23 protein-coding genes are annotated in these 22,354 nt (G+C 73.3%); 18 read left to right on the top strand and 5 right to left on the bottom strand.

Annotated features, from left to right (window positions below):
- The first annotated feature begins 94 nt into the window (after positions 1–94).
- The gene (locus L1785_RS11405) at positions 95–325 is read left to right on the top strand and encodes a glutaredoxin family protein (protein WP_236089426.1); all 231 of its coding nucleotides are present in this window, start codon (positions 95–97) and stop codon (positions 323–325) included.
- A gap of 96 nt (positions 326–421) precedes the next feature.
- Here the strand turns inward: L1785_RS11405 and L1785_RS11400 are convergent, their stop codons facing one another.
- Positions 422–643, bottom strand: a complete 222-nt coding sequence (locus L1785_RS11400) for an SCO4848 family membrane protein (RefSeq protein WP_236089387.1) — start codon at positions 641–643, stop codon at positions 422–424.
- 56 nt (positions 644–699) lie between these two features.
- On the opposite strand from L1785_RS11400, the gene ku reads away from it, so the two are divergent.
- The 5 genes from ku (at position 700) to L1785_RS11375 (ending at position 5,962) form a co-directional block, all read left to right on the top strand.
- Positions 700–1,500 (top strand): non-homologous end joining protein Ku, encoded by an 801-nt coding sequence (gene ku / locus L1785_RS11395; RefSeq protein WP_236089386.1) that lies wholly within the window; start codon positions 700–702, stop codon positions 1,498–1,500.
- A 75-nt stretch (positions 1,501–1,575) separates the two neighbouring features.
- A complete protein-coding gene (locus L1785_RS11390) occupies positions 1,576–3,291 on the top strand; it encodes a metallophosphoesterase family protein (RefSeq protein WP_236089385.1) in 1,716 nt (571 codons plus the stop codon).
- A 9-nt stretch (positions 3,292–3,300) separates the two neighbouring features.
- Positions 3,301–4,005 carry a metal-dependent transcriptional regulator gene (locus tag L1785_RS11385; RefSeq protein WP_236089384.1) on the top strand — a complete coding sequence of 235 codons (705 nt, stop codon included), beginning with the start codon at positions 3,301–3,303 and terminating at the stop codon, positions 4,003–4,005.
- A gap of 80 nt (positions 4,006–4,085) precedes the next feature.
- Complete coding sequence (locus tag L1785_RS11380) at positions 4,086–5,261, top strand: MFS transporter (RefSeq protein WP_236089383.1); 1,176 nt, start codon at positions 4,086–4,088, stop codon at positions 5,259–5,261.
- A 41-nt stretch (positions 5,262–5,302) separates the two neighbouring features.
- The gene (locus tag L1785_RS11375; RefSeq protein WP_236089382.1) at positions 5,303–5,962 is read left to right on the top strand and encodes a vitamin K epoxide reductase family protein; all 660 of its coding nucleotides are present in this window, start codon (positions 5,303–5,305) and stop codon (positions 5,960–5,962) included.
- A gap of 213 nt (positions 5,963–6,175) precedes the next feature.
- Here the strand turns inward: L1785_RS11375 and L1785_RS11370 are convergent, their stop codons facing one another.
- Positions 6,176–6,652 carry a hypothetical protein gene (locus L1785_RS11370; RefSeq protein WP_236089381.1) on the bottom strand — a complete coding sequence of 159 codons (477 nt, stop codon included), beginning with the start codon at positions 6,650–6,652 and terminating at the stop codon, positions 6,176–6,178.
- Positions 6,653–7,020: 368 nt separating this feature from the next.
- Between L1785_RS11370 and leuS the strand changes: the two genes are divergently transcribed.
- From leuS to L1785_RS11355, 3 genes are all read left to right on the top strand, one after another.
- Positions 7,021–10,041, top strand: a complete 3,021-nt coding sequence (gene leuS, locus L1785_RS11365) for a leucine--tRNA ligase (protein WP_236089380.1) — start codon at positions 7,021–7,023, stop codon at positions 10,039–10,041.
- 81 nt (positions 10,042–10,122) lie between these two features.
- Complete coding sequence (locus L1785_RS11360; protein WP_236089379.1) at positions 10,123–11,307, top strand: YibE/F family protein; 1,185 nt, start codon at positions 10,123–10,125, stop codon at positions 11,305–11,307.
- Positions 11,308–11,430: 123 nt separating this feature from the next.
- The gene (locus L1785_RS11355; protein ID WP_236089378.1) at positions 11,431–12,264 is read left to right on the top strand and encodes a rhamnogalacturonan acetylesterase; all 834 of its coding nucleotides are present in this window, start codon (positions 11,431–11,433) and stop codon (positions 12,262–12,264) included.
- A gap of 15 nt (positions 12,265–12,279) precedes the next feature.
- Here the strand turns inward: L1785_RS11355 and L1785_RS11350 are convergent, their stop codons facing one another.
- A complete protein-coding gene (locus tag L1785_RS11350) occupies positions 12,280–13,407 on the bottom strand; it encodes a GTP-binding protein (protein ID WP_236089377.1) in 1,128 nt (375 codons plus the stop codon).
- A 96-nt stretch (positions 13,408–13,503) separates the two neighbouring features.
- On the opposite strand from L1785_RS11350, the gene rpmB reads away from it, so the two are divergent.
- The 3 genes from rpmB to ykgO are packed head-to-tail and all read left to right on the top strand — an operon-like array spanning position 13,504 to position 14,184.
- Entirely contained in the window at positions 13,504–13,740 is a 237-nt protein-coding gene (gene rpmB, locus L1785_RS11345) for a 50S ribosomal protein L28 (protein WP_236089376.1), read from the top strand.
- Positions 13,740–14,045, top strand: a complete 306-nt coding sequence (rpsN, locus tag L1785_RS11340; protein WP_236089375.1) for a 30S ribosomal protein S14 — start codon at positions 13,740–13,742, stop codon at positions 14,043–14,045. The genes rpmB and rpsN overlap by 1 nt, the downstream gene beginning before the upstream one ends.
- Positions 14,046–14,061: 16 nt before the next feature.
- Positions 14,062–14,184: a type B 50S ribosomal protein L36 gene (ykgO, locus tag L1785_RS11335; protein WP_236089374.1), complete on the top strand. Its 123-nt coding sequence runs from the start codon at positions 14,062–14,064 to the stop codon at positions 14,182–14,184.
- A gap of 57 nt (positions 14,185–14,241) precedes the next feature.
- On the opposite strand, the gene L1785_RS11330 is transcribed toward ykgO, so the two are convergent.
- A complete protein-coding gene (locus L1785_RS11330) occupies positions 14,242–15,540 on the bottom strand; it encodes an ATP-grasp domain-containing protein (protein WP_236089373.1) in 1,299 nt (432 codons plus the stop codon).
- Positions 15,541–15,684: 144 nt separating this feature from the next.
- On the opposite strand from L1785_RS11330, the gene L1785_RS11325 reads away from it, so the two are divergent.
- From L1785_RS11325 to holA, 6 genes are all read left to right on the top strand, one after another.
- On the top strand, positions 15,685–15,978 hold the full coding sequence (locus L1785_RS11325) for a type B 50S ribosomal protein L31 (RefSeq protein ID WP_236089372.1): 294 nt from the start codon (positions 15,685–15,687) through the stop codon (positions 15,976–15,978).
- Positions 15,978–16,145 carry a 50S ribosomal protein L33 gene (rpmG, locus tag L1785_RS11320; protein ID WP_236089371.1) on the top strand — a complete coding sequence of 56 codons (168 nt, stop codon included), beginning with the start codon at positions 15,978–15,980 and terminating at the stop codon, positions 16,143–16,145. Before L1785_RS11325 ends, rpmG begins: the two co-directional genes overlap by 1 nt.
- Positions 16,146–16,244: 99 nt before the next feature.
- Positions 16,245–17,147 carry a DegV family protein gene (locus L1785_RS11315; RefSeq protein ID WP_236089370.1) on the top strand — a complete coding sequence of 301 codons (903 nt, stop codon included), beginning with the start codon at positions 16,245–16,247 and terminating at the stop codon, positions 17,145–17,147.
- Positions 17,148–17,313: 166 nt separating this feature from the next.
- On the top strand, positions 17,314–18,228 hold the full coding sequence (locus L1785_RS11310) for a ComEA family DNA-binding protein (RefSeq protein WP_236089369.1): 915 nt from the start codon (positions 17,314–17,316) through the stop codon (positions 18,226–18,228).
- Positions 18,229–18,256: 28 nt separating this feature from the next.
- Entirely contained in the window at positions 18,257–20,719 is a 2,463-nt protein-coding gene (locus L1785_RS11305) for a ComEC/Rec2 family competence protein (RefSeq protein WP_236089368.1), read from the top strand.
- A gap of 58 nt (positions 20,720–20,777) precedes the next feature.
- Complete coding sequence (gene holA / locus L1785_RS11300; RefSeq protein WP_236089367.1) at positions 20,778–21,782, top strand: DNA polymerase III subunit delta; 1,005 nt, start codon at positions 20,778–20,780, stop codon at positions 21,780–21,782.
- A gap of 127 nt (positions 21,783–21,909) precedes the next feature.
- On the opposite strand, the gene rpsT is transcribed toward holA, so the two are convergent.
- Positions 21,910–22,170, bottom strand: coding sequence for a 30S ribosomal protein S20 (gene rpsT / locus L1785_RS11295; RefSeq protein WP_236089366.1), 261 nt, complete (start codon positions 22,168–22,170; stop codon positions 21,910–21,912).
- Positions 22,171–22,354: the final 184 nt, after the last annotated feature.

Genomic DNA, 22,354 nt, shown 5'->3' with positions numbered 1-22,354 from the left:
ACAGGGGCGCGTGTCAAGTCGGACGCGCGTGTCCGCTAGGCTCCGGCGGGTGATTTCGGACGACAACTCCACCCACCTGCCCGAACGTCTGACCATGTACGGGGCAGCCTGGTGCCGCGACTGCCGTCGCTCGAAGGCTGTGCTCGACGTGCGGCGCATCGACTACGTGTACGTCGACCTGGAGGTCGACCCGGTCCGGGCCGACGAGGCGCACGCCATCAGCGGCCGGACCAACATCCCGGTGCTGGTCTTCCCGGACGGCGAGCACCTCGTCGAGCCGACGAACGCCGAGCTCGCCGCGAACCTGGACGCCCGCGGGCTCTGAGAGCTCTCAGCCGATGTTGTTGATCGGCTGAGCCTGCGGTTCCGCTTCGGGCGAGTGCCTCGTTCCTCGGCCCTCACCCTGCGCTGCACCTCCGGCTCAGCCGACGAGGCCGAGCACGCCCAGCACGCCGACCGCCACCGCCAGCGCGAGCGAGACGCCGATGAGCCCGGCGTGCACCTGCAGGAACGGCGTCACGCCGCCGGCCTCGTCGCGGGCGCGCGGGTCGCTCGCGACCCGGCGCCAGAACCGCGGCCAGATGAGCAGGTTCCACACAGCCGTGATGAGCAGCAGGATCGACCAACCGACGGGGATGTTCACGGCGGACAGTATGCCCGCACCTGGCGGGCGGCAGGCGCGGGGCGCACCATAGAGGTATGAGGGCGATCTGGAAAGGCGCCGTGACCTTCGGCCTCGTCAACGTCCCGGTCAAGCTGTACAGCGCCACCGAGGACCACGACGTGCCCCTGCACCAGGTGCACGACGCCGACGGCGGCCGCATCCGGTACCGGCGCGTCTGCGAGGTCGACGGCGAAGAGGTGTCGTACGAGCACATCGACCGCGCCTACGACGACGGCGAGCGCACCGTCGTCCTGACCAAGGACGACCTGGCGGCGCTGCCGGCGGAGCGGGACCGCGAGATCGAGGTCGTGGAGTTCGTGCCGAGCGACCAGATCGACCCGATCATGCTCGACCGCACCTACTACCTCGAGCCCGACTCCCGGTCCACGAAGGCGTACGTGCTGCTGCGGCGCACCCTGGAGGAGACCGAGCGCACGGCGGTCGTGAAGTTCGCGCTGCGGCAGCGCACCCGGCTGGCCGCGCTGCGGGTGCGCGAGGACGTGCTGGTGCTGCAGACCCTGCTCTGGGCGGACGAGGTCCGCGAGGCCGCGTTCCCGGCTCTCGACGAGCCGGCGAAGGTCAGCGCCAAGGAGCTCGCGATGTCGGCGCAGCTCGTCTCGAGCTTCGAGTCGGACTTCAGCCCCGAGGGCTTCGAGGACGAGTACCAGGTGCAGCTCAAGCAGCTCATCGAGGCCAAGATCGAGAAGGGCGAGGCGATCGACACGGCCGAGACGTTCGGGGAGCGCGAGGAGGAGGGCCGCGGCGCCGAGGTCGTCGACCTCATGGAGGCCCTGCGTCGCAGTGTGGAGAGCGCGAAGACGAAGAAGACCGGCTGAGGTACTCGTCAGCGCTCCCGTGTCCGGGAGGTCCGAGTTGTGAACGGACCGCCGATCGGAAAGGGTGGGGCACTGATGAGCCGACCTCGCCCCGTACCGCCCCGCTGGGTCCGATGGGCGCTCGCCTCCGTGGCGGTCGTCCTCGCCTGCGTGGTGTTCGGACTCACCACGGCCCGCGCCGAGCTCAGCCTCGGCCCGCACGAGGCGCTCTACGAGGTGACGGCCGAGGACGCCGTCGTCGCCGACCTCGGGCCGCTCGGCACGTTGGAGGTCGACTCGCCGCTGCCGCTGAACCTGGGCGTCACGGTCACCGTGAAGGAGATCCCGGCCGACCTGACGGCCGTCACGCCGGCGGCGACTCTCAACGCCCTCGGCGGCGACCTCGACTCCTACCTCCAGTTCTTCTCGTCGCCCGAGCGGACCGTCGGTACCGTCGCCCGGGCGCTCCTGCTCGACGCCGCCGTGCGGTCCGGCGTCGCGCTCGTCGTCGTCGCCGGCGCGTTCCTCGGCGTGCGGGCTCTCCTCGGGCGGGACCGGCGCACCGAGCTGAACCGCGTCGTGGTGCCGCGCACCTGGGAGATCACCGCCTCGGTGGTGCTCGTCGCGCTCGTGTGGGGTTCGTCCACGGCGAGCGGCATAGCGATCCCGGACCAGCGGGGGGTACCCGCCTCGGCCGTCTTCGACGGCACCTCGCTGCAGGGCGCCAGGATCACGGGGCGCCTCGCCGGCGTCATCGACACCTACGGCGGGCAGCTCGTCGGCCTCTACCGGCAGAACGAGGCCTTCTACGCGGGGGCACGCGAGAGCCTCGTCGCCTCCTGGACCGAGTGGGAGGCCCGGGCGGAGCCGCCGTCGGCCCCAGGTCCGGACGCATCGCCGACGCCGGACACCTCGCCCGCGGCGACGCTGCCGCCGTTCCCGTCGCCCACACCCTCGCCAGAGGCCGACCTCGTGACGCTGCTCGTCGTCAGCGACCTGCACTGCAACACGGGGATGACGCCCCTCATCCGCGAGCTCGCCACGCGGGCCGACGTCGACGCCGTCGTCAACGCCGGCGACACCACGATGAACGGCACAGCGGTCGAGTCGGTCTGCGTCGACTCGTTCGCGTCCGCAGTGCCCGGCGGCGTGCCGATGGTGGTCTCGGACGGCAACCACGACTCCCTGATCACGTCGGGCCAGGAGAGGGCGCACGGCGAGATCGTGCTCGACGGGGAGGTGGTCGAGGTGGCCGGCGTGCGCATCCTCGGCGACCGCGACCCGCTCGAGACCCGTGTCGGCGCCGGCACCACCGCCGCGCGGGCCGAGACCCCCGCCGAGACCGCGCAGCGCCTTGCGGACGCCGCGTGCGAGGCGGCGGGCGACCCCGGTTTCGAGGGGCCTGGCACCGCAGAGGAGCGGGTTGACCTGCTGCTCGTGCACACGCCGCCCGTCGGCGACGCCGCCCTCGACTCCGGCTGCGTGCCGTTCCAGATCTCGGGGCACACGCACAAGCGCTCCGGACCCGAGGCCGTCGGGTACGGCGTCCGGTACGTCAACGCGAGCACCGCGGGCGCGGCCACCGGCCAGCCGACCGTCGGGCCGCTGCGTGGCACCGCCGAGATGACGCTCCTGCGCTTCGACCTCGCCTCCCGCCGGTTCGTCGATTGGCAGCTCGTCACCGTCACGCCGTCGGGTGCGGCCACCGTGAGCGACCGGCAGGCGGTCCCGGACCCGGTGCCGTACCCGGGCGAGGTGCCGCCCGAGGCCGGCGAGCCGGCGCCGGAACCGGCGCCCACCGTGTCCCCGTAGGCTCGTGCCGTGGACGAACGCACCGACCCGGCCGAACTCACCACCGTCGCCCAGGACTACCTCAAGGCGGTGTGGTCGGCGCAGGAGTGGTCCGACGAGAAGGTGACCACCAAGCAGCTCGCGGACCGTATGGGGGTGGGCGTGTCCACCGTCTCCGAGACGGTGCGCCGGCTGTGCGACCAGGGCCTGCTCGACCACGCGCCGTACAAGGCGATCGAGCTCACCCCCGCCGGGCGGCGCCACGCGCTGGCCATGGTGCGGCGGCACCGGCTCCTCGAGACCTACCTCGTGGTCGAGCTCGGCTACGGCTGGGACGAGGTGCACGACGAGGCGGAGGTGCTGGAGCACGCCGTGTCCGACCTGCTGATCGAGCGGATCGACGCGCGGCTCGGCCGGCCCTCCCGGGACCCCCACGGCGACCCCATCCCCGGCCCCGACGGCAGCGTGGTGCGGCCCGACGCCGTCCCGCTGTCCACGATGGAGCCCGGCCAGTCCGGGACGGTCGTCCGGATCAGCGACGCCGATCCCGACGCACTGCGGTACCTCGGCGGCCTCGGCCTCGAGCTCGACGTGCACGTCGCCGTGACGGCGCGCCGCGAGTACGCGGGGACCCTCGCCGTGCGCTGGACCCCGTCCGGGCGGCCCGACGGCGACCGCACCGCCGACCTCGGGCTGCTCGCCGCCTCGCGTGTCTGGGTGGGCGCCGCAGGGTAGGGTTTCCCGCGTCCCACCCTTCGTCGCCGGTGCAGTCGACGTCGATGATCAGATCGATTCGACACGCACACAGGAGACGCATGGACCGGACTCTGCGGGGCGCTGCGCCCGCACTCCTGGCGCTCGCCGTCGGCGGGTTCACCATCGGCACCACGGAGTTCGCCGCCATGGGGCTGCTGCCCCAGATCGGCGCCGACCTCGGCGTGAGCGATCCCGTCGTGGGGCACACGATCACCGCGTACGCGCTGGGTGTGGTGGTGGGCGCGCCGCTGCTGACCGTCTCGGCCGCGCGGATGTCGCGCAAGACCCTCCTGACCCTGCTCATGACCAGCTACACCCTGGCCAACGTGCTCTCCGCCGCGGCGCCCGCGGTCGAGTGGCTCGTCGTCGGACGCTTCCTGGCGGGGCTCCCGCACGGCGCGTTCTTCGGCGTCGGCGCGGCGGTCGGGGCCGCCGTCGTCGGACCTGGGCTGCGCGGGCGGGCCGTCGCGACCATGATGACCGGCCTGACCATCGCCAACGTGGTGGGCGTGCCCCTGTCGACCTACGTGGGCCAGGAGCTCGGCTGGCGCGTGTCCTACGTCGTGGTCGGCGTCCTCGGCGCGCTGACGGTGCTCGGCCTGTGGCGGCTCGTCCCCGAGGGCGCGGGCGGCGGCGGCACGTCCGTGCGGTCCGAGCTCGCGACGCTGCGCAACCCGCCGCTGTGGATCGCGTTCGGCGCGGGGGCGGTCGGGTTCGGCGGGCTCTTCGCCGTCTACTCCTACGTCGCCCCCACGATGATGCGCGTCACCGGCCTGACGGAGGGCTCCGTGCCCTGGGTGCTGGCGCTGTTCGGCGTCGGGATGACGGTCGGCACGCAGGTCGGCGGGTGGCTCGCCGACCGCGGCGTGCTGCGGGCCGTCGTCATCGGCTTCGTCGCCACCGGCGTGTCGCTCGTCCTGTTCGGTCTCACCGGGCACTCGGTCGTGCCCGCCCTCGCGTCGCTGTTCCTGCTCGGCGTCACGTCGCAGGTGCTCGGCCTGGCGTTCCAGACGCGGCTCATGGACCTGTCGCCCGGTGCGCCGTCGCTCGGGGCGGCCCTGTGCCACTCCGCCCTGAACGCCGCCAACGGGGCCGGCGCCTTCCTCGGCGGGGCGGTGATCGCCGCCGGATGGGGCTACCTCGCGCCCACCTGGGCCGGCGTCGTCGTCACGTTCCTCGGCCTGGCCATGGTGCTCGTCGCGGGCAGGCAGAGGGTCGTGCACGCCGTGGCGTGACGTACAGCGGGCGTCCAGGTGCAGGGCGGTACGGTATGCACGTGACCGACAGCAGCACCACAGCCCGGCCCGAGACCGAGCCGGGCGAACCAACCGGGGCGAGCTCCGCCGTCGGACGGGGCCCCGGGGGCCGGACCCTTGCCGTGCTGCTGCTCGTGCTGGGCACGATCGGGTTCGGGGCGTCGCTGTGGCTCGCGATCGAGAAGTACCTGGCGTTCGTCGAGCCGGACCGGGTCGCGTCCTGCACCCTCAACCTGTTCGTCCAGTGCGGCGCCGCGATGGGCTCCTCGCAGGGTGCGGTGCTCGGCTTCCCGAACCCGTACATCGGGCTCGCGGCGTTCCCCGTCGTCATGACCACCGCCGTGGTGCTGCTCGTCGGAGCCCGCCTGCCGCGCTGGTACTGGCTGTCGCTGCTGGGCGGCACGGTGCTCGGTCAGGCGCTCGTGTTCTTCCTCATGTACACGAGCTTCTACACGATCGTCGCCCTGTGCCCCGCCTGCATGATCGTCTGGACGGTCATGTGGCCGCTGCTGTGGGTGCAGATCGTGCGCCTGGTGCAGTCCGGCGACCTGCCCGCCTCCGCGGGCCTCCGGTCCGTCGTGGTCGGCAACCGGTGGACGATCCTGGCGATCGGCTACGTCGTGGCGGTCGGCTGGCTGATGCTGTCGGTCGGCGGGGACCTGATCCGTTCGTTCTCCTGAACGTCCACTCCACGCGACCCACGGAGTCGTCTTTGACGATCACGTGGTTCAGGATCTTCTCCCACGTCCCGTCCGCGGTCCACAGCCGCAGCCTCTCGTGCGAGGTCTTCCACAGACCCTCAGCCCACCATTGATGTCGAGTAACCCCAGAGTTCCACACGCCGTCACCGTCGTCGGACACCTCGGCGAGGATCGCGGCCTCCTCGACCCGCGTCACCCACCGATCCCGAAGGGCAGTCCTTCAGCATCGCGGCTCAGTGACCGTCGTATGGCGTTGACCAGCTTCACCTGCGCCTGAGCCGGTGCCTGCCTTGCCTGCTCGAACGCCTCGGGGCTCAGCGGATCGAGCCGCGGGTCGCGACTCCGCGCCACCTGGTCCAGGAAGGAGTTGATGGCCCGGCCGAAGCCGTCGATCTCAGCCGCCACGTCGCCGGGGGCGACCAGACCCGCTCGCATCAGGGCTGCGTTCCACTCGCCCCAGTCGTAGTCCCAGCCGCGTTGCGCTCCGTGCGCCTGCCTGAGCTCCATCGTGAACTTGGCGTAGTGGCTGAACAGATCCTGGTAGGCGCCGAGCTGTTGATCACGTAGCCACTGGTTGTCCTGAGCGCGTCGCGCCACGATGCCGCCGACCAGGACGCCCACCGTGGCGGACAGAGCCCCGGCAGCTGTCGTCACCAGAGCCTCCAGCACGGCATCCCCCACCCAAGCGCTCGATTTTCGATGAGACGAACGTACCGGTCACCAGGGTCCAGTGAGAACGGTCAGCCTTCACCAAGAGAGCCGCATGCTACCGCCGAAGTCGTCCTCGCCGCCGTCGTCCTCTCGCTCCGCGATTCACACGCCCTGGTCGGCGGCGCGCCCGCTGTCGGCGTGTCATCCACAGGTCGTTGCCTCGGTCGCACGGGCGCCGGTACGGTTGTGCCATGAGTCGTATCCGCTCGCTCCTTATCCAGCCGCGCTGACCTCGCCCCCGATCGGGCACACCCAGCGCGGCCGCCCCTCCCTGCGAGGGGCTTTTTCGTGCCCGGATCCCGATCGCAGAGCACAGGAGCAGCACCATGAGCGCACACGCCACGACGCAGCAGGCCGTCACGGAGGCGGTCGGTAGAATCGGCCGGGTGACCACGCCCGACGCCGCAGAACGCACTGCCGCAGCATCGTCCGCCCCGGACGAGCCCCGATTCCGCTACACCCCGGCCCTCGCGCAGGAGATCGAGCTGCGCTGGCAGGACCGGTGGGAGGAGCTGGGCACCTTCCACGCCGCCAACCCGACCGGTGACCTGAAGGGGCCCGGCGGCGCGGACGCGACCGGGGACCCGTACTTCATCATGGACATGTTCCCGTACCCGTCGGGTGCGGGACTGCACGTGGGCCACCCCCTGGGCTTCATCGCCACGGACGTGGTCGGCCGTTTCCGCCGCATGTGCGGCGACAACGTGCTGCACACCATGGGCTTCGACGCGTTCGGCCTGCCGGCCGAGCAGTACGCCGTACAGACGGGCGAGCACCCGCGCCTGGTGACCGAACGCAACATCGTCACCTACAAGCGGCAGCTGCGCCGCGCCGGCCTGGCGCACGACCAGCGCCGCTCGTTCGCGACGATCGACCCCGAGTACGTGCGCTGGACGCAGTGGATCTTCCTGCAGATCTTCGACTCCTGGTACGACGCCGAGGCCGCGCGGCCCGACGGCGGCCGCGGCCGGGCCCGCCGCATCGCCGAGCTGGAGGCGGAGCTGGCCGCCGGCGCGCGCCCCGTGCCCGGCCACGAGGGCGACAACGCGGGCGGCGCGGTGTGGGCCGGTCTGTCCCGCGAGGAGCAGCGCGACGTGCTGGACGCCCAGCGCCTGGCCTACGTGGACTCGTCGCCGGTGAACTGGTGCCCGGGTCTGGGCACCGTGCTGGCGAACGAGGAGGTCACCGCGGACGGCCGGTCGGAGCGCGGCAACTTCCCGGTGTTCACGCGCAACCTGCGCCAGTGGAAGATGCGCATCACCGCCTATGCGGACCGGCTGATCGACGACCTGGAGCTGATCGACTGGCCCGAGAAGGTCAAGTCGATGCAGCGCAACTGGATCGGCCGCTCGACGGGCGCCAAGGTCCGGTTCCACACGCTCGGCGCAGACGGGACGACCGACCCGGCGGGCGCCGGGTCGCAGGTCGAGGTCTTCACCACGCGCCCCGACACGCTGTTCGGGGCGACCTTCATGGTGGTGGCCCCGGAGCACCCGCTGCTGGACGAGGTGCCCGCGGCGTGGCCCGACGGCACGCGCAACACCTGGACCGGTGGGAACGCCACGCCCATCGAGGCGGTGGCGGCCTACCGCAAGGAGTCGTCGGCCAAGTCGGCCGTGGAGCGCCAGGCGGATGCCGGCAAGAAGACCGGTGTGTTCACCGGCCACCTGGCCGTGAACCCGGTCAACGGCGCATACATCCCGGTGTTCACCGCCGACTACGTCCTGATGGGTTACGGCACCGGCGCCATCATGGCCGTGCCCGGCGGCGACGAGCGCGACTTCGCATTCGCCGAGGCGTACGAGCTGCCGGTGATCCGCACGGTGGAGCCGGAGGGCGGGCTCCCGGCGGACTTCACCGGGGCCTACACGGGCGACGGTTCCGTGGTCGCCTCGTCGTCGGACCGCCTGAGCCTGGACGGCCTGTCCGTGCCCGAGGCCAAGGCCGCGATGATCGCGTGGCTGGAGTCGAACGGCGTCGGCGAGGGCACGACGACGTACCGCCTGCGCGACTGGCTGTTCAGCCGCCAGCGCTACTGGGGCGAGCCGTTCCCGGTGGTCTGGGACGAGGACGACCGCCCGGTCGCCATCCCCGACGCCATGCTGCCGGTCGACCTGCCGGACGTGCCCGACTACGCGCCGCGCACGTTCGAGCCGGAGGACGCGAGCTCCGAGCCGGAGGCGCCGCTGGGCCGCAACGAGGACTGGGTCAAGGTCACGCTCGACCTGGGCGACGGCCCGAAGCAGTACCGCCGCGACACGAACACCATGCCGAACTGGGCGGGCTCCTGCTGGTACTACCTGCGCTACCTGGACCCGGCCGACACGGAGCACGCGGTCGACCCTGCGCTGGAGGAGTACTGGCTGGGTCCCCGGCACAACCCGACGAGCGGGCCCGCCGGCGGCGTCGACCTGTATGTGGGCGGCGTGGAGCACGCGGTGCTGCACCTGCTGTACGCGCGGTTCTGGCACAAGGTCCTGTACGACCTGGGCGTCGTGACCAGCCTGGAGCCGTTCGGCAGGCTGTTCAACCAGGGCTACATCCAGGCGTACGCGTTCACCGACTCGCGCGGGCAGTATGTCCCCGCAGCCGAGGTCGAGGGCGACGAGCAGACCGGCTGGACCTGGCGTGGGCAGCCCGTGAACCGCGAGTACGGGAAGATCGGCAAGTCGCTGAAGAACGTCGTCTCGCCGGACGACATGTACGAGGCGTACGGCGCCGACACGTTCCGCGTCTACGAGATGTCGATGGGTCCGCTGGACCTGTCGCGCCCGTGGGACACGCGCGCCGTCGTCGGGTCGCAGCGCTTCCTGCAGCGGCTGTGGCGCAACGTGGTCTCCGAGGAGACCGGCGAGGTGACCGTGACGGACGACGCGCCCGACACGACGACCCTGCGTGCGCTGCACCGTGCGATCGCGGACGTCCGGACCGAGATGGAGGGAATGCGCCCGAACACGGCCATCGCGAAGCTCATCACGCTGAACAACCACCTGACGGGGCTGTCGAGCGTGCCGCGTGCCGTGGTCGAGCCGCTGATCCTGATGACGGCGCCGGTCGCGCCGCACATCGCGGAGGAGCTGTGGTCGCGGCTGGGGCACGAGGGGTCGCTGGCCTACGAGCCGTTCCCCGTGGCCGACCCCGCCTACCTGGTCGAGGACACCGTGACCTGCGTGGTCCAGGTGCAGGGCAAGGTCCGTGCCCGGCTCGAGGTCGCCCCGGCGATCTCCGAGGACGACCTGCGCGAGACCGCCCTGGCCGAGCCGAACGTGGTCAAGGCGCTGGACGGGCGTGGCGTCCGTACGGTGATCGTCCGGGCGCCGAAGCTGGTGAACATCGTCCCGGCCTGACGCCGCACGTCCGACGCCGGTGGCGCGCCTCCCCGTGGAGGTGCGCCACCGGCGTCGTTCCCGTGTGTGAGGATGCCCTGCATGGCGCACTCCCACGCACATGCGGGGCCGACGGGCCCGTCGGCCCCGCGGACCCGTGCGGTACTCGCGGCCGCGCTCGTCCCGGCCCTGCTCGCGACGCTGATCGGGCTCTGGGCCCTGTGGCCCGACGCGTCCGACGTGCCCGACAGGGTGCCGGTGGTCGCGGAGGGCAGCCGGTTCGTCGACGTGACCGTGACGGGCCCGGCCGACCCGGCGACGGGCAGCATCCCGGTGGAGCTGGAGTCGGGTGAGGCGTCGACGATGCAGTCGCCCGGGCCGACGATCCCGCTGGAGGAGGGCGACCGCATCATCGCGCTCGACCTGTCCGAGGTGGCGCAGGCCGTCGACCCGCTCGTGTTCATGGACTTCCAGCGGGAGCTGCCGCTCGGCCTCCTCGCCGGCGCCTACGCGCTCGTGGTGCTCCTCGTCGCGCGGTGGCGCGGCCTCGCGGCGATGGCGGGCCTCGCCCTCGCCTTCGTGGTGCTGCTCGGCTTCACGCTGCCCGCCCTGCTCGCCGGGGAGGCGGCCCTGCCGGTCGCGCTGGTGACGGCGTCCCTGGTCATGTTCGTGACGCTCTACCTGGCGCACGGGCTCAGTGCCCGGACGTCCGCGGCCCTGCTCGGCACGCTCGCCGGCCTCGCACTCACCGCGGGCATCGGGGCATGGGCGGCGGGCGCGGCCCAGCTCACGGGTGCGACGTCGGAGGCCGCCCAGTACCTGCCGATGAGCGCGCCCGGCGCCGACCTGCGAGGCATCGCGCTGTGCGGGCTCGTGCTCGCCGGCATGGGTGTGCTCAACGACGTGACGATCACGCAGGCGTCCGCCGTGTGGGAGCTGCGGGAGGTGGCGCCCGACGCGCCCCGGTCGGTGCTGTTCGCGCGGGCGATGCGGATCGGGCGCGACCACATCGCCTCCACCGTCTACACGATCGCCTTCGCGTACGTCGGCGCGGCGCTGCCGCTGCTGCTGGCCGTGTGGCTCATCGACCAGTCGCCCGTCGCTGCGCTCAGCTCGGGGGAGATCGCGGAGGAGGTGGTGCGCACGCTCGTCGGCTCGATCGGGCTCGTGCTCGCCATCCCGATCACGACGGCGATCGCAGCGCTGGCGGTGCCGGGACCGGTGAGGGAGCGGGCGGCCGGGCCGGCCCCGGACCCCGTTGCGCCGGTGCTGTCCGCCGCGCCCTGACAGCCGCTGTCGTGAGCGGGCGGATCATTGCCCGGTCGTCGTCGTCCCGGTAGGGTGGCAAGCGCTTTCCCAGACGCTCACCGAGGACGAGAGCGCTCCCGAGGACGAGAGGCAACGACGCCCATGACCACCTCGCACCACATCACCCGCAGGTCCGTGCTCGCCGGCCTGGCGAGCGTCCCGTTCGCCGCGGCGGTCGCCGGACAAGCTGCCGCCGACGAGCCCGACCAGCCGGCGCACCCGTGGCCCCGCCGGACGATCTTCGTCGCGGGAGACTCCACCGCCGCGCCCAAGAGTGCGGCGAAGGCGCCCGAGACCGGCTGGGGGATGGCGCTGCCGTACCACCTCGCCGACCGGATCACCGTGGCCAACCACGCACGGAACGGCAGGAGCTCGAAGAGCTTCGTCGACGAGGGCCGCCTCGAGGCGATCCTCGCCGTGCTCCGTGAGGGCGACGTGGTCGTGGTCCAGTTCGGGCACAACGACCAGAAGGCGACGGACGTGGTGCGGTACACCGAGCCGTGGTCCACCTATCAGGAATACCTGACGCGCTACCTGGACGGTGCTCGTGAGCGGGGAGCCCTGCCCGTGCTCGCGACGCCCGCCGAGCGGCGGCGCTTCGACGCCGACGGCAACGCGTACTCGAGCCACGGCGAGTACCCCGACGCGATGCGGGCCCTCGCCGCGAGCGAGGGGGTGGCGCTCGTCGACGTCCAGCGCGAGACGCTCGCGCTGTGGCAGCAGCTGGGCCCCGAGGAGACCACGCGGTACTTCCTCCACACCGACGACGGGCGTCGCGACAACACGCACTTCAACACCCCGGGCGCGGCCGCCATCGCCCTCATGATGGCCCGGGGCCTCGTCGGCGCGGGCCTGCTGCGCCGCGGTGACGTGCGCCGCCTCGAGGAGGTCCCGGAGCCGGCGTGGTTCACGTGGCTCCCGGAGGACCCGGCCTAGCCAGCGGGCGCCGGCTCAGCGGCGCGCCCCCAGCCAGGGCGCCAGCACGTCCTCCTGCGCGGCCCATCGGCGGGGTTGCCGCAGCTCCTCGGGCGTGGCGAGCGCGGTGTGGAAGGCTTCGCGCAGGCGCGGCCGGTCGTCGAGACCGTCGCCGTCGTGGGCGCCGGCGATCACGATGCGAGTCTGCGGCGTCGTGCCGGCGCACACCTCGGCCCACGGGCCGAGGGTGGCGACGGCGAGCTGACCGCCGGCGCCGTCCCACAGGCACGCCGTTCCTGGGCGGTCCGCCACGTGGAACACTCCGCGAGCCCGCAGGCGCCCGGCGCCGAGGGACTCGATGCTGTCGAGCAGCCGGTCGGGGTGGAAGGGCAGGGGCGAGCGCAGCTCGAGCGTCCAGCTCGTGTCGTCCGCACCACGCCGGTACCCGGCGGCGGAGCGCGCCGCGAGCGGGTGCGCCCGCCGTTCGCCCAGCGCCCGGTCGTGCCGGCCGGCGAGGAGGTGCGTGAGCGTGAGGGTGTGCAGCCCGTCGACCCGCCGCGACCCTGTCGACCGGAGGCGATCGACCAGGCCCGAGCCGGTCGGCGCGGCGCCCTGCGTGGTGCCTCCCTGTGCGGTGACGACGAGGTCGGCGTGCTCGAGCTGGGCGGCGAGCGCCTCGCCGACCGATCGCTCGTCGTCGTCGGTGAGGGCGAGGCCCCGCTCGGCCAGCGTGTCGTCGCCGAGCAGGTCGTCCGCCAGCGTGCCGAGGTCGACGGCGGCGGCCACCGTGGACACGTAGGCGCCCTCGAGCTGTCCACCGGGTGAGCACGCGCTCGTCAGCGCGCGTGCGGCCGGGAGGGTCTCGGCGCTGACGGGCAGGGCCAGCAGCGCGCTCGTCCACCGCCCGTCGTCCGTGAGGCGGGCGAGCGTCGGCAGGGCGTCCTCCCGCACCGCGCACGACAGGCACGCGTGCTCCAGGGGCATCGTGACGTCCTCGAGCACGCCCGTCGCATCCAGGACGAGGCGGCGCAGCGCGCCCTCGGTCGCCACGATGTCGTGGCGCACGGCGACCAGGCCGGGGGAGTCGACGAGAAGGCCGAAGAGCGTGCTGTCCCGCACGACGGGGTCGGTCGTGGCGAGGAGGCTCAGGGGGAAGTGGGACACGGGACCTCCGGTGTCAATGTTGATAATGGTTCTCATTCCATGATTCACTCTACCCCGTAGATGAGAACGATTCTCACAACTGGAGGTTCTTTTCCCATGTCAGCCAGGTGTCAGGTGCTCGGGACCGTGCCGGGCTTCGGCCACTCCATCTCGCACTCGCACGTGCGGACGAAGCGGCGCTTCGACCCCAACATCCAGCGCAAGCGGTACTGGGTGCCCAGCCTCGGGCGCTACGTGAAGCTCCGCGTGAGCGCGCGGGGCATCAAGACGATCGACCGCGCGGGCATCGACGTGGTGGTGGCCAGGATCCTCGCTCGCGGGGAGAGGGTCTGATGGCAAAGACGTCCAAGATCGTCGCGGACGCCCGACGGCGTGCCGTCGTCGCCCGGTACGCCGAGCGGCGCGCCGAGCTCAGGCGTGTCATCGCGTCGCCGGTCGCCACGGCCGGAGAGAAGGCCCTCGCGGCACAGGAGCTGCGCCGCCAGCCGCGGGACGCGAGCGCCACGCGCGTGCGCAACCGCGACGCCGTCGACGGCCGCCCGCGCGCCCACCTGAGGAAGTTCGGGCTCTCCCGGATCCGGCTGCGCGAGCTGGCGCTGCGCGGCGAGCTGCCCGGCGTCACGAAGTCCAGCTGGTGAAGGGAGAAGACGACTCATGAAGGTGCGCGCATCGCTCCGCTCGCTGAAGAACAAGCCCGGGGCGAAGGTGGTCCGCCGCCGCGGGAAGGTCTTCGTCATCAACACGCTGAACCCGCGCGGGAAGGCGCGGCAGGGCTGACGCCTCGGGCGGGCGAGCGGGGTCCGTCCCTCCGGACGGACCCTGCTCGCCTGCGCGTCAGGCCGTCACGGCGTCGGAGCCGATGGGGTCCACGTCCAGCACCAGGCCGGCGACGATCTCGTCGGCCCACGCCTTGGCCTGCCGGCCGGTCCGGTCGGCGACCAGGACGTGGCCCAGGCGGTCGTTGTTGTCGGAGGGCAGCACGACGCGACCCGGCTGCGGCATCTCCCAGGCGACGACCCGGGGATCGTGGGCCAGGTGCTCCGCCCCCCGGACGCCGCGGAGCACGCCGTCGGCCTGAGAGATGAGGAAGGAGACGGCGGCACTGGCTGCGGCGCCCCCGCGCGAACCGTCCAGCGTCGCGTCCAGGTCCCGCCCGAGCGAGAGATCGACGAGCAGCGCGAGCGGGCTCACGCCTGTGACGAGCCGGACCAGGTCGAAGACGAACCCGCCGCCTTGCCGCGGGTTGAGCTCGACCACGCGCGGCCCGGCCGCGGTGAGACGCAGCTCCGTGTGACTCAGGCCGTGCCGGTAGCCGAGCGCCGCGAGCGCGGCGACGGTGTGCGACTCCACGGCCGTTCGCGTGACGTCGTCCAGCGGTGCCGGGAAGAGGTGGCCGGTCTCGATGTACCCGGTGGCGCCGCGGGGCGCTGCCACCTCGGTCACGGTCTTGGCCGTGATGCCGAGGACCCGGGTCCGGCCGTCCTGCGTGACGGCCTCGACGCTCACCTCCGGGCCGTCGAGGACGGCCTCCAGGAGCACCAGGCGCTCGAGCGGCTGATCACGCGAGTTCCGCTCCGGCCCCGTGATCACGGCGAAGGCGTCCGCGAGGCTCGTCTCGTCGACGACGCGCCGCACCGCGGTCCCGGAGTTCAGGTCGACCGGCTTGGCGACGAGCGGGTAACCGAGGTCGGAGGCCGCCTTGCGCGCCTCTCGCCAGGTGCCGGCGACGGCGTGGGCAGCGTCGGGCACGCCGCCCCGGGCGAACGCCCGCCGGGCGAGGTCCTTGCGGGTCGCCGCCCGCAGGACGTCGGGCGGGGCTCCGGGCAGGCTCAGGGCAGCGGAGACGAGGGCGACGACAGGCAGGTAGTAGTCGCACGTGGTCAGCACACCGCAGATGCGGCGTCGGGACGCGACCGCACGAGCGGCCTCGACGGTGGCGTCGTCGTCGTTCGTCTCCACGACGACGACCTCGTCCGCCTGCTCCAGCACGGGGTGCGTGCCGCCGCCGGGCAGGCGGTAGATGGCCGGGTCGCGAGCGAGCAGGACGTAGCGGTGTCCGGACCCACGGAGAAGAGGTGGCAGCTTGACGCCGGTCGACTGGAGCCAGCTCTCGATCATCAGCAGCGTGGCCATGGCGTCACCAACCGGTAACGAGAGTCGTTCTCATCATGACACCGGATGGTCGCACGATCGCCGTGTGGCGGCATCCGCGGTCCATGGAATGAGAATGATTCTCGTTACGTTGCGGTATCCGACATCGGTCATCAGGAGGACACCATGAAGAAGGACATCCACCCCGAGTACGGGCCCGTCGTGTTCCGCGACGCGAGCGCGGGCTTCGCGTTCCTCACGCGGTCCACGCTGGTCGCCGGCACGCCTGCGGGGCCCGGCCGCCCGGCCCGCACGATCGAGTGGGAGGACGGCAACACCTACCCGGTGGTCGACGTCGAGGTCTCGAGCGCCAGTCACCCGTTCTGGACCGGCTCGTCCCGCGTGGTCGACACCGCCGGCCGTGTCGAGCAGTTCCGGCGCCGCTACGGCGCCCGCGCAACCACAGGGAAGGACAGCTGATGGCCTCGAAGATCGACCTGCGCCCCGTGATCCGCCTCCGCTCCACCGCGGGGACCGGCTTCACGTACGTGACGCGCAAGAACCGGCGCAACGACCCCGACCGGCTCGTCATCCGCAAGTACGACCCGATGGTCCGCAGACACGTGGACTTCCGCGAGGAGCGCTGACCTCACCTCGACGCCCGGCGCCGGACCCGTCTTCCGGCGCCGGGCATCGTGCTGTCCGCGATCGGGTGAGCTGGTGCGAGTCGGTATCGTTGCGCGCACATGCGCGCCATCCGACGATCCCGGCCCGAGGTGCGACCCGTCGTCCGGGTCGTGACCGACTCGACGGCATGCCTGCCGACGGGCGGCTCCGGAGGCAGCGGGACCGGCGTCGGGCAGCCCGTCGTGGTGCCGCTGCGGGTGCTGGTGGGCGACCGCTCCTACGAGGAAGGCGTGGACATCACGCCCGACGAGGTCGCGGCGCTCGTGGCCGGCGGGGAGCGGGTCACCACCTCGCAGCCGCCACCCGAGGCTTTCGCCGCCGTGTACCGGATGCTCGCCGACGACGGGGCGCGCGCGGTCGTGTCGCTGCACCTGTCCGGGGAGCTGTCGGGCACCGTAGGGTCGGCCGCGACCGCCGCTGCCCGGACGCCGCTCGCAGTCCGGGTCGTCGACTCCCGGACCGCCGCCATCGGCCTCGGCTTCGCCGCCCGCGCCGCCGTCGAGTGCGCGGCCGCTGGGTGTGACGCCGCCCACGTCGCCGCGCGCGCTCTCGAGGTCGCGGGCACGGTCCGGGCCATGTTCGTCGTCGACTCGCTCGATCACCTGCGGCGCGGCGGGCGGCTCTCGGGCACGGCCGCCGCGATCGGCACCGTCCTCGGCGTGCGGCCCGTGCTCGGGCTGCGCGACGGCCGGATCGAGCTGCTGCAGCGCGTCCGCACCCGCGCCGCCGTCGCCGAGCGGCTCCTGGAGGAAGCCGCCGCCGACGTCGCCGCTGCGGTGCGACCTGTCGTCGCGGTGCAGCACTTCGGCGCGCCCGACCGGGCGCAGGTCCTGGCCGGGCGCCTGCGCACACGGACGCGGGCCGACGTCGAGGTCGCGCCCCTTTCCGCCGTGCTGGGTGTGCACGTGGGGCCGGGGACGCTCGCGGTCGTGACCGCGGACCTCGGGGACCACGCACACTGAGGTGATCCCACGTTCCGGGCTCGTGGGATTCGTACGCGCGGCCGACGGCACGTGACCATGGCGCTGCGCGGGTGCGTGGCCGACCACATCCGTGCGCGAGAGGTTCCTGTGCACAGGCGCCCCTGAGACGGCCCGCCCGGCAGATCGCCGCGCCTACGGTCGCGGCATGGACGTGATCTCCGAGGTTTCCGCAGGCGGACGGGGCCGGCCGGCACCCGACGGGACGCCAGGCCCGCCGCCCGACCTGTGGCCGTTCGCGCCGGTCGGCGAGCCGGACGATCCGGCCGCGGAGCTCGTCGACCGGTTGCGGGCGCGCCGGTCCGCCGCGGGCGTGGCCGCCGCCTACGCGGCGGCGCACGGGCACCCGGGCGACCTCCGGGGCGAGGACGGCGGGCGCCGCTGGGCGCTGCGCGGCCGGACCGCCGTCGTCGCGGCCGTGGCGGTGCTGCTGCTCGGCGCGGGCGTCGCGGCCCTTGCGCTCAGCGGCGGGATCGGGTCCGTGGACGACGTCCAGGGACTGGCACCTGCCGGCGCCGCCGACGTCGCCGGTGCTGACGCGGGTGCAGGCCTGCCGGACGCTTCCTCGGACGAGACCGGACCCGGTGCGGCCGGCGGGGGCGAGACCGCCCCGGCGGGCGAGGTCGTCGTCCACGTGGTCGGGCAGGTCAACCGTCCGGGGCTCGTCACGCTGCCCGAGGGGGCGCGGATCGCCGACGCCGTGGAGGCGGCCGGCGGGCCGACCGCGACCGCCGACCTGTCGGGCGTCAATCTTGCCCGCGAGGTGGCCGACGGGGAACAGCTCCGCGTGCCGGCCGCGGGCGAGGTGGTCGCTGCCCCGGACAGCGGCGGGTCCGGTGCGCCTGCGGCCGGCGGAGCAGCGGGCGACGGGATCGTCGACCTGAACACGGCGGACGCCGCCCTCCTCGACACGCTGCCGGGCGTCGGCCCGGTCATCGCGGAGCGGATCGTCACCTGGCGGGACGAGAACGGCCCGTTCACGAGCGTCGACGAGCTCGGGGAGGTCGACGGCATCGGACCGGCCCTGCTGGACAAGGTCCGCGACTCCGTGCGCGTCCGGTGATCGCCGGGCACGACACCGGAGAGTCTTCATGACAGACCTGCGTCTTGCTCCGGCGGCGCTCGCGACCTGGGTGGCGGCCTGGCTCGTCACCGGCCCGGCATCGCTGCGCACGTGGCCGGTGCTCCTCGGCCTCGGGGTCGCCCTCGTCGTCGCGGCAGGGGCCGTGGTTGCTGCCTCCGCCGGGCGTGGCGATCTCCGGCCGGCTGCCCTCGCGCACGCCCTCTTCGCATCCGCCTGCCTGCTCACGGTCGTGGCGAGCGCGCACGTCCAGCTCGCCGGTCGCGCGCCGCTGGAACGGCTCGCCGCGGCGGGTGCGGTGGTCACGATGACGGGCACCGTCGTGGCCCAGCCGGAGCCCGTCACGACCCGGTTGCCGTCGGGCGGCCTGGGCGCGATCGGACCCGGGCCCGAGGTGCGCTGGGTGCTGGCGGCGCGCGTCGTGTCGGCGCGGGGCGTCGCCACCCCGGCCGGAGGCCACGTCCAGGTGACGTCCACCGCCGTTCCCCGGTACGGCGCCTTCGTCACGGTGACCGGCCGGTCGCGCCCTGCGGACCCGGGGGCCGCGGAGGCTGCGCGCGTCGCCGCCACGAGGGTCGCGCAGACGGCTCCGCCGGCCGGTCTGCTGCGGGTGGCGGACACGCTGAGCACGTCGCTGCTGGCCGTCACCGCGGACCTGTCGCCGCAGGGCCGCGGGCTGGTCCCGGGCGCCGCCATCGGCGACACGTCGCGGCTGCCGCCCGACATCGCCGACGCCCTCCGCACCACCGGCCTCACGCACATCACGGCAGTGTCCGGCAGCCACTTCGCGATCGTGGTCGCCGTCTTGACCGGGCTGTGCGCGACCGCGCGGATGCCGCGGGCGGCGCGCGTCGGTGTGCTCGCGGTTGCCGCGGCGGGGTTCGTCGTTCTCGTCCGGCCCGAGCCGAGCGTGCTGCGCGCCGCCGTCATGACAGCCTTCGCGCTGGCCGGGACGGCGATCGGCCGGCCGTCCCAGGCGGTGCCGGCGCTCGCCGCGACCGCGGTGGGGCTGCTGGTCGTCGACCCGTGGCTGTCGCGATCGTTCGGCTTCGCGCTGTCGGCCGCCGCGACCGCGGGGCTCGTGCTGCTGGTGGCGCCGCTCGGGCGTCGGCTGGAGCCGTGGATCGGACGCGTCCCCGCCTTCGCGCTCGCCGTGCCGGTGGCGGCCCAGGCAGCGTGCGGTCCGATCCTGGTGCTCCTTTCGCCGTCGGTCTCGGCGGTGACGGTGCCGGCCAACCTCCTGGCGGCGCCCGCACTCGTGCCTGCGACGGTGCTCGGACTTGTCGCGACGCTGTTCGCACCGTGGGCTCCACCGGTCGCGCACGCGGTGGCGTGGGCCGCGAGCGGCGCCACCTGGTGGATCGCGCAGGTCGCGACGTGGGGCGCGGCGCTGCCCGGTGCCTCGCTGCCCTGGCCGGGCGGACCGGCCGGGGCGCTGCTGCTCGCCGCGGTCACGCTGTCCGGCTTCTGGGTGGTGCTGCGGGCCTCGCCGCGCCGCGGCTGGCCCGACGCCTGGCGCCATGCGGCACGGTCCGGCCTGCGCAGGGCGATCGCCGCCCGACGCCGATCGGGCGCCCGGGCACGCCTCCTTGCCCTCGCGGTCGTCGTGGCGGTCGCGGCCACCGCGGCGTGCGTGGCGGTTCCCCGGGTGTTGCGTCCCGGGCCGGAGCTACCGGGGGACTGGCAGGTGGTGGCCTGCGACGTGGGGCAGGGCGACGGTCTCGTCCTGCGGACGGGAACGCGTTCGGCGGTGGTGATCGACGTCGGCCCGGATGGCGACGCTGCCGGACGCTGCCTGGACGACCTCGGGATCACCCGCGTCGACCTGCTCGTCCTCAGCCACTTCCACGCCGACCACGTCGGCGGGCTGCCAGCCGTGCTCTCGGGACGGCAGGTGGACGTGGCACTCGTCTCGCCGCTCGCTGTGCCGGACGCGAACGCCGCGTGGGCCGTCGCGCGCCTGGAGGAGGCCGGTGTGCCGGTGCGGGCGGCGTCCGCCGGCGAGACGGGGACGGCCGGGACCGCGAGGTGGGAGGTGCTGCTCGCGGGCCTGGACGACGAGCGGCCGTCGTCGGGCGGAGGTGAAGGCGGGGAGGCAGGCGGCGACGGCGCGAACGACGCGAGCGTCGCGCTGGCCGTCCGGACCGCGGACCTGGACGTCGTGCTGCTCGGTGACCTGGAGGACGCGGGGCAGGAGGCGCTGCTCGCCGGTCTCCTGCGGCGCGGTGCCGGGGCGGTGGACGTCGTGAAGGTGGCGCACCACGGCTCGCGCGTGCAGTCGCCGGGCCTGGCTGAGCTGTTGAGCCCCGCGGTCGCGATCGTGTCGTCCGGCGAGGGCAACACCTACGGACACCCGACGGACATCGCGATCGGCCTCTACGAAGGTGTTGGCGCGGCGGTGGTCCGCACGGACGAGTGCGGCACGTTCGCGCTGGTGGTCCGCGAGGGGCAGATCGGGCTGGCGGGCTGCTGAACCGAGCGCTCCACTGCGACCGAAGACTCGTGTCGGTGGGGCGTGGCAGGCTTTGCTCGTGCCTCCCGCTACCCGCAAGAGCCGTGCCACCGCACCCGCCCGCACCTGGGACGAGCCCACGCTCGCACCTGTCGTGCTGGTGCGCGGAGCCGAGCCGCTCCTGACCGAGCGGGCGGTGGACGCGGTGGTGCGGCTTGCCCGCGAGCGCGACCCGGAGGTCGAGAAGGTCGAGCTCGAGGGGGCCACCTACGGGGCCGGGCAGCTCACGGTCGCCGCCAGCCCGTCGCTGTTCGGCGAGGCGAAGGTCGTCGTGATCCTGGGTGCGGACGCCGGCACGGAAGAGCTGATGGCGGACATCATCGCCTACGTCGGAAGGCCCGACCCGGAGACCACGGTGATCGTGGTGCACGGCGGCGGGCAGCGCGGCAAGAAGATGCTCGACACGATCACCGCGACCGGTGCGCCGGTCATGACGTGCGACCCCGTCACGAAGGACGCGGAGAAGGCGTCGTTCGTGATGAACGAGTTCCGCGGAGCGGGCCGTCGGGCCGACGCCGCGGCCGTGCGTTCCCTCGTCGACGCGCTCGGCAACGATCTGCGAGAGCTCGCGGCCGCGTGCTCGCAGCTGGTCGCCGACACGACGGGAGCGATCAACGAGGCCGTCGTCAACCGGTACTACGGCGGACGCGTCGAGGCTACGGGGTTCCGCGTCGCGGACGCCGCGGTCGAGGGGGACACGGGAACCGCCGTTGCGTTGCTCCGCCACGCGCTCGCGACCGGCGTCGACCCGGTGCCGCTCGTCGCCGCGCTGGCGCTGCGCCTGCGCACGCTCGCCAAGGTCGCGGCGCTGCGCGGCGGGGGAGTGACCGCCCGTGAGCTCGGTCTCGCACCCTGGCAGGTGGACCGGGCGCAGAAGGACCTGCGGCGATGGACGCCCGAAGGGCTGGCCGTCGCGATCTCGGCCGTGGCGCAGGCGGACGCCGACGTCAAGGGCGAGGCTCGCGACCCTGTGTTCGCGGTCGAACGGGCAGTGATGACGATCTCCCGCGCACGCCGAGGCTGAGCGCGCGGCGCGTCACCCGCGGGAGGGCGCACGAAAGGCGCCGCTCCCGTGGTCCCTGGCGAGGGGACGGAGGAGCGGCGCCTGACGAAGTTCGCGCTGCGGGCTCAGCAGAGCCCGGGCATCACGATCAGAGCGACGAGACCTGCTTCGCGATCGAGGACTTGCGGTTCGCAGCCTGGTTCGTGTGGATGACGCCCTTCGAGACGGCCTTGTCGAGCTTGCGCGTGGCGGCGACGAGCGCCGTGGTCGCGGCCTCCTTGTCGCCGGCGGCGACGGCCTCGCGGACCTTGCGCACGTACGTCTTGAGCTCAGACTTGACGGCCTTGTTGCGGAGGCGCGCCTTCTCGTTCGTCTTGATGCGCTTGAGCTGGGACTTGATGTTTGCCACGTGTGGACTTCCTGGTGTGTTCGCCTGGCGGCGAGCGGATAGGTCGTAGAGGGCGGTCGCAGCTCCGGGACTGGGGTGGGGAAACCCGTGGAGAGGAGCTGGGACGGTGCCCGCCGACCTGGGCGGACACGCAACCACCAAGGTTAGCAGAATCCCCGGGCATGGCCGAGGCGTGCGGCTGTGA

This window comes from Antribacter soli (genome assembly GCF_021568775.1).
GTDB lineage: Bacteria > Actinomycetota > Actinomycetes > Actinomycetales > Cellulomonadaceae > Antribacter > Antribacter soli.
The sequence above is the reverse complement of the archived record's forward strand: the minus strand, read 5'-3'. Positions and strand labels throughout refer to the sequence as shown.

Excerpts from the sequence above, each read along its gene's own strand:
- L1785_RS11405 (WP_236089426.1), top strand. The coding sequence starts at position 95 with ATGTACGGGGCAGCCTGGTGCCGCGACTGCCGTCGCTCGAAGGCTGTG.
- ku (WP_236089386.1), top strand. The coding sequence starts at position 700 with ATGAGGGCGATCTGGAAAGGCGCCGTGACCTTCGGCCTCGTCAACGTC.
- L1785_RS11390 (WP_236089385.1), top strand. The coding sequence starts at position 1,576 with ATGAGCCGACCTCGCCCCGTACCGCCCCGCTGGGTCCGATGGGCGCTC.
- L1785_RS11380 (WP_236089383.1), top strand. The coding sequence starts at position 4,086 with ATGGACCGGACTCTGCGGGGCGCTGCGCCCGCACTCCTGGCGCTCGCC.
- leuS (WP_236089380.1), top strand. The coding sequence starts at position 7,021 with ATGAGCGCACACGCCACGACGCAGCAGGCCGTCACGGAGGCGGTCGGT.
- L1785_RS11360 (WP_236089379.1), top strand. The coding sequence starts at position 10,123 with ATGGCGCACTCCCACGCACATGCGGGGCCGACGGGCCCGTCGGCCCCG.
- L1785_RS11355 (WP_236089378.1), top strand. The coding sequence starts at position 11,431 with ATGACCACCTCGCACCACATCACCCGCAGGTCCGTGCTCGCCGGCCTG.
- rpmB (WP_236089376.1), top strand. The coding sequence starts at position 13,504 with ATGTCAGCCAGGTGTCAGGTGCTCGGGACCGTGCCGGGCTTCGGCCAC.
- rpsN (WP_236089375.1), top strand. The coding sequence starts at position 13,740 with ATGGCAAAGACGTCCAAGATCGTCGCGGACGCCCGACGGCGTGCCGTC.
- ykgO (WP_236089374.1), top strand. The coding sequence starts at position 14,062 with ATGAAGGTGCGCGCATCGCTCCGCTCGCTGAAGAACAAGCCCGGGGCG.
- L1785_RS11330 (WP_236089373.1), bottom strand. The coding sequence starts at position 15,540 with ATGGCCACGCTGCTGATGATCGAGAGCTGGCTCCAGTCGACCGGCGTC.
- L1785_RS11325 (WP_236089372.1), top strand. The coding sequence starts at position 15,685 with ATGAAGAAGGACATCCACCCCGAGTACGGGCCCGTCGTGTTCCGCGAC.
- rpmG (WP_236089371.1), top strand. The coding sequence starts at position 15,978 with ATGGCCTCGAAGATCGACCTGCGCCCCGTGATCCGCCTCCGCTCCACC.
- L1785_RS11315 (WP_236089370.1), top strand. The coding sequence starts at position 16,245 with ATGCGCGCCATCCGACGATCCCGGCCCGAGGTGCGACCCGTCGTCCGG.
- L1785_RS11310 (WP_236089369.1), top strand. The coding sequence starts at position 17,314 with ATGGACGTGATCTCCGAGGTTTCCGCAGGCGGACGGGGCCGGCCGGCA.
- L1785_RS11305 (WP_236089368.1), top strand. The coding sequence starts at position 18,257 with ATGACAGACCTGCGTCTTGCTCCGGCGGCGCTCGCGACCTGGGTGGCG.